The sequence below is a fragment of the Oceanicaulis sp. genome (assembly GCF_051859625.1).
Taxonomy (GTDB): domain Bacteria; phylum Pseudomonadota; class Alphaproteobacteria; order Caulobacterales; family Maricaulaceae; genus Oceanicaulis.
This window is the reverse complement of the sequence record NZ_JBHYFH010000001.1, coordinates 819121-833202: the sequence shown is the minus strand read 5'-3', so window position 1 is coordinate 833202 and position 14082 is coordinate 819121. Positions and strand designations below refer to the sequence as shown.

General features: G+C 61.3%; 19 protein-coding genes and 1 riboswitch. Of the genes, 17 read left to right on the top strand and 2 right to left on the bottom strand.

The window, feature by feature from the left end:
* The first annotated feature begins 195 nt into the window (after positions 1-195).
* The 5 genes from ACTIGF_RS04005 to ACTIGF_RS03985 all read left to right on the top strand — a co-directional run bounded on the left by ACTIGF_RS04005 (position 196) and on the right by ACTIGF_RS03985 (position 5051).
* A complete protein-coding gene (locus ACTIGF_RS04005) occupies positions 196-687 on the top strand; it encodes a DUF892 family protein (protein ID WP_439635640.1) in 492 nt (163 codons plus the stop codon).
* Between the two features lie 49 nt (positions 688-736).
* A complete protein-coding gene (locus ACTIGF_RS04000; RefSeq protein ID WP_439635639.1) occupies positions 737-1168 on the top strand; it encodes a PA2169 family four-helix-bundle protein in 432 nt (143 codons plus the stop codon).
* 144 nt (positions 1169-1312) lie between these two features.
* Positions 1313-2068 carry an AraC family transcriptional regulator gene (locus ACTIGF_RS03995; RefSeq protein ID WP_439635638.1) on the top strand — a complete coding sequence of 252 codons (756 nt, stop codon included), beginning with the start codon at positions 1313-1315 and terminating at the stop codon, positions 2066-2068.
* 94 nt (positions 2069-2162) lie between these two features.
* Positions 2163-3683, top strand: coding sequence for a serine hydrolase domain-containing protein (locus tag ACTIGF_RS03990; RefSeq protein WP_439635637.1), 1521 nt, complete (start codon positions 2163-2165; stop codon positions 3681-3683).
* A 93-nt stretch (positions 3684-3776) separates the two neighbouring features.
* Complete coding sequence (locus tag ACTIGF_RS03985; RefSeq protein ID WP_439635636.1) at positions 3777-5051, top strand: dipeptidase; 1275 nt, start codon at positions 3777-3779, stop codon at positions 5049-5051.
* On the opposite strand, the gene ACTIGF_RS03980 is transcribed toward ACTIGF_RS03985, so the two are convergent.
* Complete coding sequence (locus ACTIGF_RS03980; RefSeq protein WP_439635635.1) at positions 5048-5755, bottom strand: ArsR/SmtB family transcription factor; 708 nt, start codon at positions 5753-5755, stop codon at positions 5048-5050. The two genes, ACTIGF_RS03985 and ACTIGF_RS03980, sit on opposite strands and share 4 nt — an antisense overlap.
* Positions 5756-5861: 106 nt before the next feature.
* On the opposite strand from ACTIGF_RS03980, the gene ACTIGF_RS03975 reads away from it, so the two are divergent.
* From ACTIGF_RS03975 to ACTIGF_RS03965, 3 genes are all read left to right on the top strand, one after another.
* Entirely contained in the window at positions 5862-6170 is a 309-nt protein-coding gene (locus ACTIGF_RS03975; protein ID WP_439635634.1) for an NIPSNAP family protein, read from the top strand.
* Positions 6167-6511 carry an antibiotic biosynthesis monooxygenase family protein gene (locus ACTIGF_RS03970; RefSeq protein ID WP_439635633.1) on the top strand — a complete coding sequence of 115 codons (345 nt, stop codon included), beginning with the start codon at positions 6167-6169 and terminating at the stop codon, positions 6509-6511. The genes ACTIGF_RS03975 and ACTIGF_RS03970 overlap by 4 nt, the downstream gene beginning before the upstream one ends.
* A gap of 67 nt (positions 6512-6578) precedes the next feature.
* Complete coding sequence (locus tag ACTIGF_RS03965) at positions 6579-7535, top strand: endonuclease/exonuclease/phosphatase family protein (protein ID WP_439635632.1); 957 nt, start codon at positions 6579-6581, stop codon at positions 7533-7535.
* Here the strand turns inward: ACTIGF_RS03965 and ACTIGF_RS03960 are convergent.
* Positions 7532-7927, bottom strand: coding sequence for a hypothetical protein (locus ACTIGF_RS03960; RefSeq protein WP_439635631.1), 396 nt, complete (start codon positions 7925-7927; stop codon positions 7532-7534). The two genes, ACTIGF_RS03965 and ACTIGF_RS03960, sit on opposite strands and share 4 nt — an antisense overlap.
* Before the next feature lie 277 nt (positions 7928-8204).
* Here ACTIGF_RS03960 and ACTIGF_RS03955 point away from each other — a divergent pair, with 277 nt between their 5' ends.
* From ACTIGF_RS03955 to thiC, 9 genes are all read left to right on the top strand, one after another.
* The gene (locus ACTIGF_RS03955; RefSeq protein ID WP_022700372.1) at positions 8205-8429 is read left to right on the top strand and encodes a RebB family R body protein; all 225 of its coding nucleotides are present in this window, start codon (positions 8205-8207) and stop codon (positions 8427-8429) included.
* A gap of 17 nt (positions 8430-8446) precedes the next feature.
* Complete coding sequence (locus tag ACTIGF_RS03950) at positions 8447-8962, top strand: hypothetical protein (RefSeq protein ID WP_439635630.1); 516 nt, start codon at positions 8447-8449, stop codon at positions 8960-8962.
* Complete coding sequence (locus tag ACTIGF_RS03945; RefSeq protein WP_439635629.1) at positions 8959-9903, top strand: hypothetical protein; 945 nt, start codon at positions 8959-8961, stop codon at positions 9901-9903. Before ACTIGF_RS03950 ends, ACTIGF_RS03945 begins: the two co-directional genes overlap by 4 nt.
* A gap of 25 nt (positions 9904-9928) precedes the next feature.
* The gene (locus ACTIGF_RS03940) at positions 9929-10345 is read left to right on the top strand and encodes a hypothetical protein (protein ID WP_439635628.1); all 417 of its coding nucleotides are present in this window, start codon (positions 9929-9931) and stop codon (positions 10343-10345) included.
* Entirely contained in the window at positions 10342-10596 is a 255-nt protein-coding gene (locus tag ACTIGF_RS03935) for a hypothetical protein (protein ID WP_430430655.1), read from the top strand. Before ACTIGF_RS03940 ends, ACTIGF_RS03935 begins: the two co-directional genes overlap by 4 nt.
* Before the next feature lie 101 nt (positions 10597-10697).
* Positions 10698-10988, top strand: coding sequence for a RebB family R body protein (locus ACTIGF_RS03930; protein ID WP_375548272.1), 291 nt, complete (start codon positions 10698-10700; stop codon positions 10986-10988).
* A 179-nt stretch (positions 10989-11167) separates the two neighbouring features.
* Positions 11168-11272: riboswitch (TPP riboswitch) on the top strand.
* Positions 11268-11648, top strand: coding sequence for an MmcQ/YjbR family DNA-binding protein (locus ACTIGF_RS03925; protein WP_439635627.1), 381 nt, complete (start codon positions 11268-11270; stop codon positions 11646-11648). It overlaps the preceding riboswitch by 5 nt.
* Positions 11638-12165, top strand: a complete 528-nt coding sequence (locus ACTIGF_RS03920; protein ID WP_439635626.1) for a hypothetical protein — start codon at positions 11638-11640, stop codon at positions 12163-12165. The genes ACTIGF_RS03925 and ACTIGF_RS03920 overlap by 11 nt, the downstream gene beginning before the upstream one ends.
* Positions 12162-14054 carry a phosphomethylpyrimidine synthase ThiC gene (gene thiC / locus ACTIGF_RS03915; RefSeq protein WP_439635625.1) on the top strand — a complete coding sequence of 631 codons (1893 nt, stop codon included), beginning with the start codon at positions 12162-12164 and terminating at the stop codon, positions 14052-14054. Before ACTIGF_RS03920 ends, thiC begins: the two co-directional genes overlap by 4 nt.
* The last annotated feature ends 28 nt before the right edge of the window (positions 14055-14082 follow it).

Below are 14082 nucleotides of genomic sequence, written 5' to 3'. Positions count from 1 at the left end.
GGCTGATCTGGTTCTGTGATGATCTGAAAAGGGCGGTCCGGACGGGCCGCCCTTTTGTCTGGCGGCTGCACTCAATTTGGAACGCGAGCCGCGACCAGGCGTTGAGTCAGGACGAACGCCCGAACACGCGCCCTGTGGCGCCGCCCCCCGGATGACGCGGGCCGTGTTCAGAACTCCAATGAAGGAGACTTGACCATGGACACCTTGAAAGATCTCTATATCGACCAGCTGCAAGACCTGTACAGCGCTGACAAGCAATCGCTGTCGGTGACGAAAGAGCTCTCTGAAGCAGCGACCAATCCCGATCTCAAGGCTGCGCTCAAGCGCGGCGCCGAGGGCGTCAAAGAGGGCATGGCGACGATCCAGGCCTTGATTGAAACCCATGACGCCAACCCCAATGGCGAGCATTGCAAGGGCATGGAAGGCCTGGTGGCCGAAGCCCGCGCTCATGCGCTGGAGGAAGATTTCAGCGATGATGATGTCCGCGACGCGTCCATCATCTCCCAATATCAACGCATGACCCATTACGCGCTCGCCGGTTATGGCGTCGTACGGGCTTTCGCTCAACGACAGGGCCTGAAATCAGACGTCGTGCGCATTCAGGAATGCCTGGATCAGACCTATGGCGGTGATCGCGAAATGACGCACATTGCCGAAACCCAGGTGAACGCGGCTGCGCTGGGCTGACCGATCAGGCGTCCGACCTGATCATCACTCAAACCAAGCGGAGATTCCCATGGGACACCAAACAGCGGCTGCCTTGAACAATATTCTGCCGATTCTGATCGACAGCCGACGTGGCTATGAAATGGCGTTGAACCTGGTTGAGGACGACTATGTCCACAAAGCCAAGTTCGCCAAGAAACTGGCCGAGCGTCAGGCCATGATCCTTGAATATCAGGCCCATGTGCGCCTGCAGGGCGAAGAGCCCAAGGATGAAGGCGGCCCGCTGGGCAGCCTTCACCGGATGCTCACCGGAATGAGCGCCAATTTCGGCAGCGAAGAGAAAACCGCGCTCAAGGCCATTGATGATGGCGAGGCTTTTCTGGTTCAGGCCTGCGAGACCGAGCTGGAAAAAGACGATGTCGACGCCATCGGCCGTGGCCTGCTCAAACAGGCCTTGAGCTCGGCGAAAAGCGGTGAAGCCTACGCTGACGAGAAAGCCTGACAGGGCTCTCACATGCTGATGCATCCAGTCTGTTGATTGGCGGCATCTATTCAGAAGCCGGCGGGACGTCCGCCGGCTTTTGTTGTTTTATGGGGTTGCGCCTCATGATCGCGCGCACGCTCCATTCCAGGACCAGGACACGTGATGCTCCAGCCTCTCCAACCCAAACGCCGGTCTCTGGCCCGGTTTGAAGGCGCTGAGGCGGTCCTGAGCTATTACCCGTCCGGCCATTTCATGGCTGAGCATGCGCATGAGTGTGATCAACGCTCCATGATCCTGTCAGGCGGGCTCTTTGAAGAAACGCCCTCTCGCACTGCGCGTCCCTCAGCGTCCCATATCGGGTTCAAGGCGGCCGGTCATAAACACGAGAACCGCTATGGTCCGAACGGCGCGCTCATACTGGCGGTGAACGCCGAGCCGTGCTCCAGACCGAAGACGCTCTGGAGTTGGGGGCCGGCCGCAGGCGCGGCGGATGCCGCGCATCTGGTGCGGCTGATGTTGGAGGATGGCGCAGTCGATGACCAGGTGTTGATCGACCTGATGGGCGTGCTGGGGGTGCATGCTGACCCCCCGTCTGGCTGTGCGCCGGCCTGGTTGTCGCGCGTGCGTGAGGCGGTGCGGGACGATCCTGCCCATATCAATGTGCAGAGGCTTGCGGATGAAGCGGGGGTGCACCGGGTGCATCTGTCGCGTAGCTATGCCCGGTTTTATGGCGCGCCGATCAGTCTGGACCGTCGCCGCGTCCGGCTGAGCCAGGCGATCCGCAGTCTGCTGGAAGAGGGTGTGAGCGCCGCAGAGGCCGCCCAGATCGGCGGCTTTTCAGACCAGCCCCATCTGGCGCGCACCTTGCGGTCCGAGACCGGACTGACCGCGACTGCGCTGAAGGCGGTGTTCGCCTGATCTCATGGGGCTCCGGGTTACATGCGTACAAGACCGAGCGTCTCCGCGGGGCTAGCTTGCCGCGAATAGTGTGCCGCCTGAAATGGAGATTCATATGCGTTTTTCAAACCTTGTCGCTGGCGCGGCGTTGGCCCTTCTGTCGCCGACCCTGCTCGCGCAGGCGCAGACCCCTGACGCCGCCGCGGCGCGGATGCAGGGCTTTCTGTCGGGGTTTGAGGAACTTGGCCCCGGTTACGCCGTGGTGGCCGTGACCGCGGATGACGTGTTGCTGCGCGAAGTCTGGGGTGAGCGCAGGGCGAGCACCGGCGCGCCGCTGACCGCGGATACGCCGATCTATATCGCGTCCCAGACCAAGGCCTATATGGGGCTGTTGGCCGCTCAGCTGGATGCGGAGGGCGTTCTGAGCCTTGAGTCAACGCTGGCTGACCACTGGCCGGATGTGCGCTTTCCAGACGGCGTGAATCCTGAAGACTGGACCTTGCGTGACCTGATCAGCCATCAGGTTCCTGTCAGCGCCGACCTGATCGTGATCCTTGAGGCTTATGTCACGCGCATTGATCCGGCGGATTACCCAAAGCTGATCGAGGCGGTGATGACCGCGCGAGAGCCCGGCTTTGATTACGATAATCTGGGCTACAATTTGTATGGCGCGATCCTGGAAACGGTGACGGGGCGGAGCTGGCAGGACTGGCTGGAAGAGCGGATCTTTGACCCTCTTGGCCAGACGCACACCAGCGCGCGCACCTCTGATTTCGATCTTGATGCGCAAAGCTGGAACCATATCTGGACCGGGCCTGAGACGGGCTGGTTCGAGGTGCGCCCCAAGACCGACGCCCAGATGCAGTCCGCGGGCGGGATCACCAGCTCGCCCAATGACATGATCACCTGGTTGCAGATGAATCTGCGCGGCGAGGGGCCGGCCGGATCCGGCCTGACCGAAGCTATCGTGACCGAAGCCCACACCATCGCGGCCGAAGTGAGCCGTGAGGCGCGCAACGCCTATGAGCTGCCGTGCTATGGCTATGCACTGGGCTGGAATGTGTGTGATTTCGAGGGCCATACCCTTTACGCCCATGGCGGCGGCTATACCGGCGCGCGCACCATGATGGCGTTTTCGCCGGATCTGGGCGTGGGGATCGGCGTGTTCTCCAACTCCGACAACATGACGGGCTGGCTGACCAGCCGCACCATGATCCAGTTCCTGCAGTTCGTGATCGACCATGAGGATGCGGATCGCTGGATGCAGATCCGTCAGGAACAATATCCCCAACGGATCGAGCGGTTGCTCGACATGCGTCGGGCCAGTCTGGATGAGGACCGTGATCATCAGGCATTTGGAGATTGGAGCTGGACGCCGTCTGCCTCTGACCTCGCCGTCTATGAAGGTGAGTACGTCAATGACGTGATGTACGCGCCGGTGACGATCTCTGTCGTCGAGGGGCGGCTGCAGGCCGCTTGGGGCGATTACCGGTTCACGGGCGCGCCAGCCCAAACGGATGTCTTCGGGCTGCAACAACATCCTCTGGACGAAATGCTGCCCTTGCAGTTCGAACGCGATGAAGCGGGTGAGATCGTGGCGCTGACCTATGAGGACGCGCGGTTCGATCGGCGCTGACCCTGAATGCTTTATTCGCCGCCGCGTTCCGGCCTTGCTCCTCCGCCCTGCTGGGGACTAGCCTTCCCTGTCTTGGAAAAAGGGGAGAGGGCGATGAAGGCTTGGATGGCAGGCGTTGCGGCGCTGGCGCTGACCGGTTGTGTGAGCGTGGAGTATTCCGAAGAGGCTGGCTACGCCCCTTCTGTTGAGACGGGGGCGCAGTCGCTGCGCGGCGCGGATGCGCTGGGCGAGACGGATCGTTCGCTCCATGACCGGGTGCTGACCATGGACACCCATGTGGACATTGGTCAGGGCTACGCCACCGCGGCGCTTGATCCGGGCGGCTTCACCCGCGCTCAGGTCGATCTGCCGAAAATGCGCGATGGCGGTCTCGATGCCGCGTTTTTCATCGTCTATGTGGGCCAGGGGCTGATCAGCCCGATCGGCTATGACGAAGCGGCGGCGCAGGCCGAAGACAAGTATCAGGCCATCATGCGGATGATCCGTGGTTATCGCGATCAGATCGCTCTCGCCACCACCGCTGATGAGGTGGAGGCCATCCATGAGTCGGGCCGGCTGGTCGCGCTGATCGGCATGGAGAATTCCTGGCCGCTGGGTGAGGACCTGTCCAATGTGGGCATGTGGGCGGAGCGCGGCGTGCGCTATGTCTCCATCACCCATTTCGGCAATAACCAGTTTGGCGGCAGCTCCAACCCCAATCTGGCGCAGGGCGATCCTTCAGAAGATCCGGGGCTGACCGAGCTGGGACGCGGCCTGGTGTCTGAACTCAATGATCATGGCGTGATGGTGGACGTGTCTCACGTGGGCAAACGCACCATGCTGGAAGCGATCGCCCTGAGCCGCGCGCCGGTCATGGCCAGCCATTCCGGCGCCCGCGCGGTTTACGACCATCCGCGCAATCTGGATGATGAACAGCTGCGCGCCATTCGCGATAATGGCGGCGTGGCCCAGATGGTGGCGTTCCGTCGCTATATTGGCGAGGTTGATCCTGAGCTTGCCGAGGCTGAGCGTGCTCTGGCGCAAGAGTTCGGATTCGCCAGCCGTCAGGATTTCGCGGCGGCCACCGACCGCCAGCGGGACGCCTATCAGGCGCGCCTGCGGGAGCTTCGGGCGTCGATGAATGACATCACCATCTCAACCCTGGCCGACCATATCGACCACGCTGTCCAGGTGGCCGGGATCGACCATGTGGGCATTGCGTCAGACTTTGACGGGGGCGGCGGCGTCGGCGGCTGGGATGACGCCAGCACCACGCCGGCTGTGACCGCCGAGCTGATCCGACGCGGCTATTCTGAAAGCGACATCTCAAAAATCTGGGGCGGCAATCTGCTTCGGGTGATGCGCGCGGTGGAGGCGGCGGCGCGCTAGAGCTGAAAGCGAGCTCCGTCGTGAAATGCCTTGAGTAAGCGGGGAAGTGCGCGCTCCCCGCTTACACTCACGCGCAGCGCTCGGCTGGAGGGCTCCGGTTTCATCCATCCAAGGGCCTTGAACCGTGTCAGCAAGGCGGCTCCCGCCGCGCCTGCCAGATGGGGTTTTCGCTCGCTCCAGTCCAGACATGTCCTGCAGACCGGCCGCCGGGTCGCCTGAAAACTCCCCGGTTCGATGCCTAACCCCTCCATCTGCGCCAGCCCGGACTCGCTCAAGCCCAGACCCTTGGGATCTGGCATGAAAGCGCCTCCGGCCTGAAGGGCCTGAAATACGGACACGCCCAGCTCCCCCGCCAAATGGTCGTAGCAGGTTCGCGCGCGACGAAGCGCAGGGTCTTTGGGGCCGGGTCTCAGCCTGGTATGGCCTGCGCTTTGCGCAAGTCCGAGCAAGGCTTCCAAGGCTTCCGCCACCTCTGGACCAGACAGCCGGACATAGCGATGCCGCCCCTGTTTTTCGGTGCTGATCAGACCAGCCTCCAGCATCAGCCGGATATGGCCTGAAGCGGTTGAGGGCATAATGGATGCAAGCTGCGCAAGCTCCCCAGCGGTCAATGCCTGTCCGCCCATCAGAGCCAGAAGCATGGCGGCCCTGGCGGGATCGCCGATCAATGCCGCTATGCGGGAGATGCCCGGGCCGTTCTGCATTGGATCAGCATAAACGATGTGAAACAGACATGCTTTGATGAGAACCGAAGCATCTACACAATTTGGATCCTAGACCATCGGATCACGTGAAACAGGAGACGTGATCATGAGTCTTTTATGCTGCATCGAATACCGGCTGGACCCGTTCAAGACCGATGCTTTTGAAGCGTATGCCCAAGCCTGGCTGGAGATCATTCCGGCTTGTGGAGGTCGGCTGATCGGGTATTTCATGCCTCATGAAGGCACGAATGACGTCGCGCTGGGCCTGATCGAGTTTGACACGCTTGCGGCCTATGAAGCCTACCGGATCAGATTGCGGGAGGATGAGCGGGGCGGTGAGAACTTCTCCCTTGCGAAGGAAGAGCGCTTCATTTTGCAAGAACGCAGGACATTTCTGCGCCGTGTGACCCGATGATCGTTGTGATTTTCGAGCTGGAAGCAAACCCGGGTGAGGAGGCGGCGTATTTCGCCTTGGCCGCCGACTTGAAGCGTGAACTTGAGACAGTGGATGGGTTTATTTCTGTAGAGCGGTTTCAAAGCCTTGCGCAGTCTGGCCGCTATTTGTCGCTCTCAACCTGGCGAGACGAAGACGCGGTGAAAGCCTGGCGAAACCTGCAGGCGCATCGCACCGCCCAGTCGCTAGGGCGCTCCAGCGTCTTGTCGCACTATAGATTGCGGGTGGCGGAGGTGATGCGCGATTACACCCTCACAGACCGCGTCGAAGCCCCGGCGGATAGTCGCGACATTCATGGATGATCTGGAATTTCGTAAATCGCAAGATGAGAAAAAATAGCGTATAAGGCGTGAAGCACGGAGGGTATCAATGCGCCATTCCAGTCTCGGTCCGCTTACGCCTGAGGGCGCGTTGCGTATCAAGCATATTCGCAAGATGATCGAGCGCGCGAACATTCCGCCCACCAAGGTGGACGAGAATCTGATCCTCGGGACCTGGAACATCCGCCATTTTGGCGCTCAACCGAGATCGGCGGACGCCAAGCGCCTGATTGCCGAGATCATCAATTGCTATGACGTGATCGCCCTCACCGAGGTGAAGGACGATTTGTCAGATCTTCGTGACGTGCTGGATGTGCTCGGGCCCTACTGGCATGCGGTTTATTCCGATTATGACGCGGACGGCGCCGGCAATCTCGAGCGCATCGCGTACGTGTATGACAAGCGCATGGTGGTCTTCACAGGCCTCGCCGCGGAAGCCAGCCCGCCCCGGATCAAGGACGGGGATGATTATGTGGCCCAAGCGCCCGACTGGTGGCGGTCGCCCTATATGGTCAGCTTTCGGGCCGGCAATTTCGATTTTGTGATGCTCGCCGTTCACATCCGCTATTCGGGCGGCGTGCGTGCACGGGCGGCCAAGATCGGCCAACTCGCGGACTGGGTTGAAAGGCGGCGCAACGCGCCGTCCCAGCAGGACAAGGATTTCGTGCTGGTGGGGGATTTCAACATTCCCAGCCGTCGCTCTTCGGCCTTCAAGGCCTTGACCAAGCACAGCCTTCAGGCGCCGCGCGGCATGATCGGGCAAGGCACCAATCTGCGTGAAGACAAATCCTATGATCAGATTGTCCATAGCCCGACGCGCGAGGGTCGCTTCACGGATAAAGGCGGGGTGATCCGGTTTTATGAAACCACCCATGAAGAGGTGTTTGAGGGCCTCAGCCTTCATGAGTTCACCCATCAGCTGTCAGATCATTTGCCGCTCTGGATTGAAGTGGACAGCTGGATTGAAGGCGAACAGCTGGACGCCGTGATACGCGGCGCCGACTAAGGCGTGCGCTCTTGCGCCTGCGCTTGCACGCCGCTGCGTTGAAGGCGCTGGACCGTGCGGACGCTGACCCCGCATAGATGCGCCACTTCCGCGGTGGACGCGCCCGCGTTGAGCGCCTCTACGGCGATGAAACGGCGAATGTTTTCGATAAAGCCGGATTTGGATTGAATTTCCACATAGCCGGTCTGGCCGGCATTGTTCATCACCACCGATGTGAACCGGGACGAGCCGGGAATATCGGCGAGGATTTTCTGGGTGCTGATACGCTTGGACGCGTGGCGATCCAGATACGCGAGCCCGCGCGCGACGCCGCATTGAAAAAACAACTCTACGGTGAACCAGTTCAGGTGCGGCGTCAGCGCGTCAAAGTGGACCTCTATGAACTTTATCAAGGAGGGGTCCTGGGTCGCACCCAGCCGCGGGGCGATTAATTTATATGGCGCATCAATAGCTTCAATAGATTTCAGCAACATGTCGGCGCCTTTCAGGGGAAGGGGGTGCGAGGTCAATTCTACTCTCCTCAACGTCAAGTCTGAGCGCCTGAGCGCGGTTCCTCCTTTGTTCGGCTTCAATTTAAGCGCGAAGTCAATCTGCAACGCAAGGGACATTGTCGCCATGGCGACTCTCGTCAGGGTTGTTTTTACTCACCGGGAATTCAGGAGGTGAGAGATGGCGAGTTCTGACGAGGTCAACGGGAAGATCACCGATGCGGTGGCGCAAACCGCCGTCGGGGTGTTGGCCGAAGCGCCATCCGTGGCGATCGGGGCGCTGTATCAGAGTCTGGCGAACGCCAACGGCCTGGCGCTGACCAATTCGGTCTCCAATCAGCAAAACCTCAACCAGCTCAATCCTTCGATCGTCGCCCAGGCGATCGCCAAGATTAACGGCTCATAGAGCAGGAGGATCCGGCGATGGCGAGACAACCCACCCCCAGAACCCCGCGCACGCGGTTGAGCAAGGCCAAGCCAAAGTCCGGCTCGTCGGCGGCGCAAGCTGCTGAAGACGCAGCCCTGGACGACGCCGTCACCGACGCCCAGGACCTGGCCGACGACGTCGTCTCCGATGAAGGCGACAAGCTTGCCAGCGCCAGCCTTCCGACGCCCACGACCGATGTTCAAAAAGCGGTGGCCTTTAATCAGGCTCAGCTGACTGCGCAGACAGGCGAGGTTCTCGCCGCGCTTGAAAACCCGGTCGCGGACCAGGCGGCGGTGATGATGCTCGAGGATCTGCGCGGCTACATGCAGGGCTCCGAGCAACTGGTGCTCGCCGCCTCCGGTCAGGCGATGGCGCTCCTGCTCGACCCCGCCACACAGGATACCGGCAAGAAGGCGCTTCAAGAGCTGGTGACCTGGCAAACCTCGCTGATCACCTTCTCGACCGGCGTCACCAGCACCGCCAGCAGCATCAAGGGAGACTTTGGATCATGAACCGCCAGGCCACAAAAAACGATCCATCAGACAGCTATGCGGCGCGGTTGAAGCCGGTCTTCACCCCCGGGATTCCGCCCATCGAAGCGCTGGAACCGCAAGTCTATCTGGACGGGCAGACTGAAAGCTATGACTCCGTCGGCGCGCCGCGCCTGCATCTGGGGGCGTCGTCGCCAGACACTGGAAATCCCCTGGTGCGCGTCATGCTTAACGGCAGCGCGCTGACGCCGACAATCCGCCGGGTCTTCATTCCCAGCAAGTCGGGCTGCACCAGCTTTTTGGTCGAATGGGCCGACGGTGAACCGGGCCTGGTGGTGCTGGCGCTGGAAGCGCTGAACCCCAACGAGATATCGGCTCAGGTCAGCTATCTGCCGATGACCGACATCACCGACATTTCCCAGGGCGATCATGACGGGCTGTTGCAGATCACCGTGCCGACATCGTGCGTCGCCCAGACCCTGATCAGCATCCAGAAGAACGGCGCCGGGGATCTGAAGTACCGGACCGAGAACACCACAATCTCTTTTGATGAACTGTCCTCTGACGAGGCGGCCAATCTCAAGCGCTTCATGGATATGGAGCTCGCCGCTGAAGTGGCTTCGGTCTGCGGCGCCTTCGGGTTCGAGCTGACCGACATGACCGCCACCTCGCAACAGGCCGCCCTGGGGGTCGGAATTTCCTCGACCACCAAGAAAGTCACGATCGGCGTCTTGCAGGTCGGCGGGTTGATCGCCACGGGGCTCAGCTTTGCGTTCGGTCCGATCGCAGCCGGCGTCGGCGGCGCCTTGCGCGGCGTGGCCGGGCTGACCGGTCTCGTGACGCCCAGAGATGACGGGCTTGAAGAGGTGCCGGGCCGGGGCGCGCCGATGGTGGTGGGACGACGCTATGTCGCTCATCCGGATCCTGATGATCCGAACATCCGCTATTTCACCGTGCGCTGAACCTATAGCCCGGGGAGGGGCGATCATGAACCAGGCGATGAAAGAGCAAGTCCGCGCGATCGTGATGGCGGAGATCGAGCCGTTGAGCGCGGTGCTCAACAAGATCTGGGCGGATATCCAGGCGATGAAGGCGGACAATGGCGAGGTCATTCCCGATCCGCCCATCCCCGACCCGTCAATCCCGGACCCGCCCATTCCCGAGACCTCGATACCGCAAACGCCGATCGATATTCCGCCCATTCCGGGGTTCGGGCCGGGGGAGAAAATGACCCAGGCGGAGGCTCAGGCGTCTGACGAAGCGGCGATGCGTCAGCGTCTCGAGCAGGCGGCGATCGTCCGCCAGAAGGAACAATCCGCCTCCATCGCACGCCGCACCAGTCTGATCGAAGCCCGGATCGCCCAGAAACTTGCGGGCATTCAACTCCAAAGGAGACCATCATGAGCGAAGACAAGCAGATCACCCTGACCATCGACGAGTTGTCGGTCGTCAGCAGCGAAAGCATCGCCACCAACGCCAGCGCCAGCTCTCTGGCCAAGCTGTTCGAAGGCAATGTTCAAAGCCAGCTTCTGAACAACCAGACCGCAGCCGCCACCACGGCGACTTGCGTCGCCTACATCCTGACCCTTGGGCGGAGCGCGGAGACCATCTGGAATCCCAATAACGGCCCATCGGTCAGCGTCAATCAGGACTGATCCCAAGTTTCTGAGGGCGTCAGCGCCACAGAAAAACCCGCAGATCCCGCTCACAGGGACCGGGTCTGCACTTCACCACGAAAACCCAATGAGGATACAACATGTCTACGGTAGCTAACGAGCAAGTGAATTCCCAGGTCACCGACGCCGTGACCCAGTCAAACGTCAAAGTGGTCGGTGAAGCGCCGGCCATGGCGATGGGCAATGTCTATCAGGCGCTGGCGCACTCGCATGGCCTGATGTTCGAGAACGCGGTGAACGCACAGTCGCACGCCTTCACCAATGCGCAGGCCGCCTCCACCCAGGGCGTCATGCAGATCTATTCCGTGGACACCATCTCCGACGCCATCGCCGTCGCCCGGATGATCTCGGCCAACTTCTCCTCGACCTAAACGCGACAGAGCCGACGAGATCGCTCTCGCCGGCTCCATTGGACTTGGACCTAGACCCGCTCCGGATCCCCCCGGGCGGGTCTTTTTTCTGTGCGCTTCTTATAGCCGGTCAGCGCGCATTTGCCCAGAGCGAATGAACGCAAACCCTTGCCAAGCGCGTCAGGCGTCTTCAGTGTGGCGACAGTTCCAAGGGGTGTCCCGCACGGTGGTCGTGCGGGGCTGAGACGTCACCCTCAGGACCGGATCCGGGTCATGCCGGCGGCGGGATGGAGCAGCGCGATGACGCTCGAAGAGTATAACGATTTCTGTTCTTCCCTGCCCCATGCGGCCCATGTGGTCCAGTGGGGCGGCGCCCATGTCTGGAAAGTGGGCGGGCTCGAAAAGGGTAAGGTCTTCGCCATTGGCATGTGGCCGGACTCCGACGGGCCGCTCGCCGTCACTTTCAAATGCTCCGAGATCGTTTACGAGGTGCTGCGCGACGCCGAGGGCTGCCGCCCCGCGCCCTATCTCGCCAGCCGCGGGATGACCTGGATACAGCGCACCTCCGACGCCGCCGTCTCCGATGAAGACCTCACCGAACATCTGCGCGCCTCTCACGCTCTTGCAGCTCTTGGGCTGACGAAGAAGCGCCAACGGGAGCTGGGGCTGGATGCACTTTAAGAACGCTTCATCCCTTGAAGAGGCCTTGGCGCCGGGTGAACGCATGTTGTGGGTTGACCGATCCAGCCCAACTCGTCCGCGCTATGTTCCGGTCAGCTGGATGGAGATGATCCCAGTTGAGTTTAAATTCTTCACGGTGAGTTTGGTGGGCGTTTTTATAGGCGCGTCGGTCATGTTCTTTGCTGAGGATTTCCTGCAGCATTTTATAGGATTCTGCTTGCTGGTCGTGAGCGGGACTGGATCGGGTTTTTTGCTCCGTTGGATCATCCATAAGAAGCGACGCGGCGAACCTGTGCTGCTCGATTATATGCTTACCCCATCTCGCTTAGTAGCGTTACAGCCTAAATCCAGCATCTACGAAGAGGTCGAGCTTGAGCGTATCGTCTCACTGATCCGTGACGGGCGCTCGCTCATTCTGCGAGCCGTAAACCCGAAAGATGAGTTCCATTTCTTCGACCTCGCGGATGCAGACGCCGCTGAGGCGATCATCGCCAAAACCCTAGGACCCCTCTCATGAACAAGCCCACCAACCAGGCCGAATTTCCGACCCCGACCGTGACCACGGGCCCGCTGGCCGGCTCGTCGCGCGTCTATTCCTCGCCCAAGGCGGCGCCGCATCTGAAAGTGCCCCATCGCGAGATCGAGCTGCATCCCACGGCGATGGAGCCGCCGGTGCGCGTTTATGACTGTTCGGGCCCGTATACCGATCCGAACCAGACGATCGACGTGGAAAAGGGCCTGCCGCGCACCCGCATCGACTGGGTCAAGGCCCGCGGCGGCGTGGAAGAGTATGAAGGCCGTGAGCCGAGCCCGCTCGATAATGGCGGCGCGACGGGCAAATATCTGGCGCGTGAATTCCCGGTGCGTCATCGCCCGCTGCGCGGTGTCGGATCGGCCCCGATCACCCAGTATGAGTTCGCCAAGGCTGGCGTCATCACCGACGAGATGATCTACGCCGCCGAGCGCGAAAATCTCGGCCGTGCCCAAGCGCTGCACGACGCCCATATCCGCCATGCGGATGGCGAGAGCTTCGGCGCCGCGGTGCCGGAATTCGTGACGCCAGAATTTGTCCGCGACGAGATCGCCCGCGGCCGCGCCATCATCCCCGCCAATATCAACCATGGCGAGCTTGAGCCCATGGTGATCGGGCGGAACTTCCTGGTGAAGATCAACGCCAATATCGGCAATTCCGCCGTCGCCTCATCGGTCGAGGAAGAGGTGGACAAGATGGTCTGGGCCATCCGCTGGGGCGGGGATACGGTGATGGACCTCTCCACCGGCAAGAACATCCACAACACCCGCGAATGGATATTGCGCAACTCGCCCGTGCCCATTGGCACCGTGCCGATCTATCAGGCGCTGGAGAAGGTGGGCGGCGTCGCCGAGGACCTGACCTTTGACATCTTCGCCGACACCCTGATCGAGCAGGCCGAGCAGGGGGTGGATTATTTCACCATCCATGCCGGGGTGCGCCTCGCCTATGTGCCGCTGACCGCGGACCGGGTGACGGGCATCGTCTCGCGCGGCGGCTCGATCATGGCGAAATGGTGCCTGGCGCACCATAAGGAGAGCTTCCTTTACGAACGCTTTGAGGAGATTTGCGACATCATGTGCGCTTATGACGTCTCCTTCAGCTTGGGCGACGGCCTGCGCCCCGGCTCCATCGCCGACGCCAATGACCGCGCCCAGTTCGCCGAGCTCGAAACCCTGGGTGAGCTGACGCAAGTGGCGTGGAAGAAGGGCTGTCAGGTGATGATCGAAGGGCCGGGCCATGTGCCCATGCACAAGATCAAGGCCAATATGGACAAGCAGCTCGAAACTTGTGGCGAGGCGCCGTTCTACACGCTCGGCCCGCTCACCACCGACATTGCGCCGGGCTATGACCACATCACCTCAGGAATCGGCGCGGCGATGATCGGCTGGTTCGGCTGCGCCATGCTCTGCTATGTCACGCCGAAAGAGCATCTGGGCCTGCCTGACCGCGATGATGTGAAGACCGGCGTCATCACCTACAAGATCGCCGCCCACGCCGCCGACCTCGCCAAGGGGCACCCGGCGGCCAAGCTGCGCGATGACGCGCTGTCACGAGCTAGATTTGAGTTCCGCTGGGAAGACCAGTTCAACCTATCGCTCGACCCCGACACCGCCCGCGATTTCCACGATCAGACCCTGCCCAAGGAAGCCCACAAGGTCGCCCATTTCTGCTCCATGTGCGGGCCGAAATTCTGCTCGATGAAGATCACCCAGGAAATCCGCGACGAATTCGGCACCGCCCGCAGCCCCAACACCATGCTCGGCCTTGACGAGGTCGATCAGGCGATGGCCGAGAAAGCCGAGGAGTTCAAGGCGAAGGGGTCCGAGATCTACCTCAACGATAAGGGCGAGAAGCGCGAGCCGATTGATTAGGGTGGTTGGCGCTTGCGGGAATAGGAAA

What these genes read in the sequence shown, in the direction of transcription:
- ACTIGF_RS04005 (WP_439635640.1), top strand. Translation starts at nt 196, where the DNA reads ATGGACACCTTGAAAGATCTCTATATCGACCAGCTGCAAGACCTGTAC.
- ACTIGF_RS04000 (WP_439635639.1), top strand. Translation starts at nt 737, where the DNA reads ATGGGACACCAAACAGCGGCTGCCTTGAACAATATTCTGCCGATTCTG.
- ACTIGF_RS03995 (WP_439635638.1), top strand. Translation starts at nt 1,313, where the DNA reads ATGCTCCAGCCTCTCCAACCCAAACGCCGGTCTCTGGCCCGGTTTGAA.
- ACTIGF_RS03990 (WP_439635637.1), top strand. Translation starts at nt 2,163, where the DNA reads ATGCGTTTTTCAAACCTTGTCGCTGGCGCGGCGTTGGCCCTTCTGTCG.
- ACTIGF_RS03985 (WP_439635636.1), top strand. Translation starts at nt 3,777, where the DNA reads ATGAAGGCTTGGATGGCAGGCGTTGCGGCGCTGGCGCTGACCGGTTGT.
- ACTIGF_RS03980 (WP_439635635.1), bottom strand. Translation starts at nt 5,755, where the DNA reads ATGCAGAACGGCCCGGGCATCTCCCGCATAGCGGCATTGATCGGCGAT.
- ACTIGF_RS03975 (WP_439635634.1), top strand. Translation starts at nt 5,862, where the DNA reads ATGAGTCTTTTATGCTGCATCGAATACCGGCTGGACCCGTTCAAGACC.
- ACTIGF_RS03970 (WP_439635633.1), top strand. Translation starts at nt 6,167, where the DNA reads ATGATCGTTGTGATTTTCGAGCTGGAAGCAAACCCGGGTGAGGAGGCG.
- ACTIGF_RS03965 (WP_439635632.1), top strand. Translation starts at nt 6,579, where the DNA reads ATGCGCCATTCCAGTCTCGGTCCGCTTACGCCTGAGGGCGCGTTGCGT.
- ACTIGF_RS03955 (WP_022700372.1), top strand. Translation starts at nt 8,205, where the DNA reads ATGGCGAGTTCTGACGAGGTCAACGGGAAGATCACCGATGCGGTGGCG.
- ACTIGF_RS03950 (WP_439635630.1), top strand. Translation starts at nt 8,447, where the DNA reads ATGGCGAGACAACCCACCCCCAGAACCCCGCGCACGCGGTTGAGCAAG.
- ACTIGF_RS03945 (WP_439635629.1), top strand. Translation starts at nt 8,959, where the DNA reads ATGAACCGCCAGGCCACAAAAAACGATCCATCAGACAGCTATGCGGCG.
- ACTIGF_RS03940 (WP_439635628.1), top strand. Translation starts at nt 9,929, where the DNA reads ATGAACCAGGCGATGAAAGAGCAAGTCCGCGCGATCGTGATGGCGGAG.
- ACTIGF_RS03935 (WP_430430655.1), top strand. Translation starts at nt 10,342, where the DNA reads ATGAGCGAAGACAAGCAGATCACCCTGACCATCGACGAGTTGTCGGTC.
- ACTIGF_RS03930 (WP_375548272.1), top strand. Translation starts at nt 10,698, where the DNA reads ATGTCTACGGTAGCTAACGAGCAAGTGAATTCCCAGGTCACCGACGCC.
- ACTIGF_RS03925 (WP_439635627.1), top strand. Translation starts at nt 11,268, where the DNA reads ATGACGCTCGAAGAGTATAACGATTTCTGTTCTTCCCTGCCCCATGCG.
- ACTIGF_RS03920 (WP_439635626.1), top strand. Translation starts at nt 11,638, where the DNA reads ATGCACTTTAAGAACGCTTCATCCCTTGAAGAGGCCTTGGCGCCGGGT.
- thiC (WP_439635625.1), top strand. Translation starts at nt 12,162, where the DNA reads ATGAACAAGCCCACCAACCAGGCCGAATTTCCGACCCCGACCGTGACC.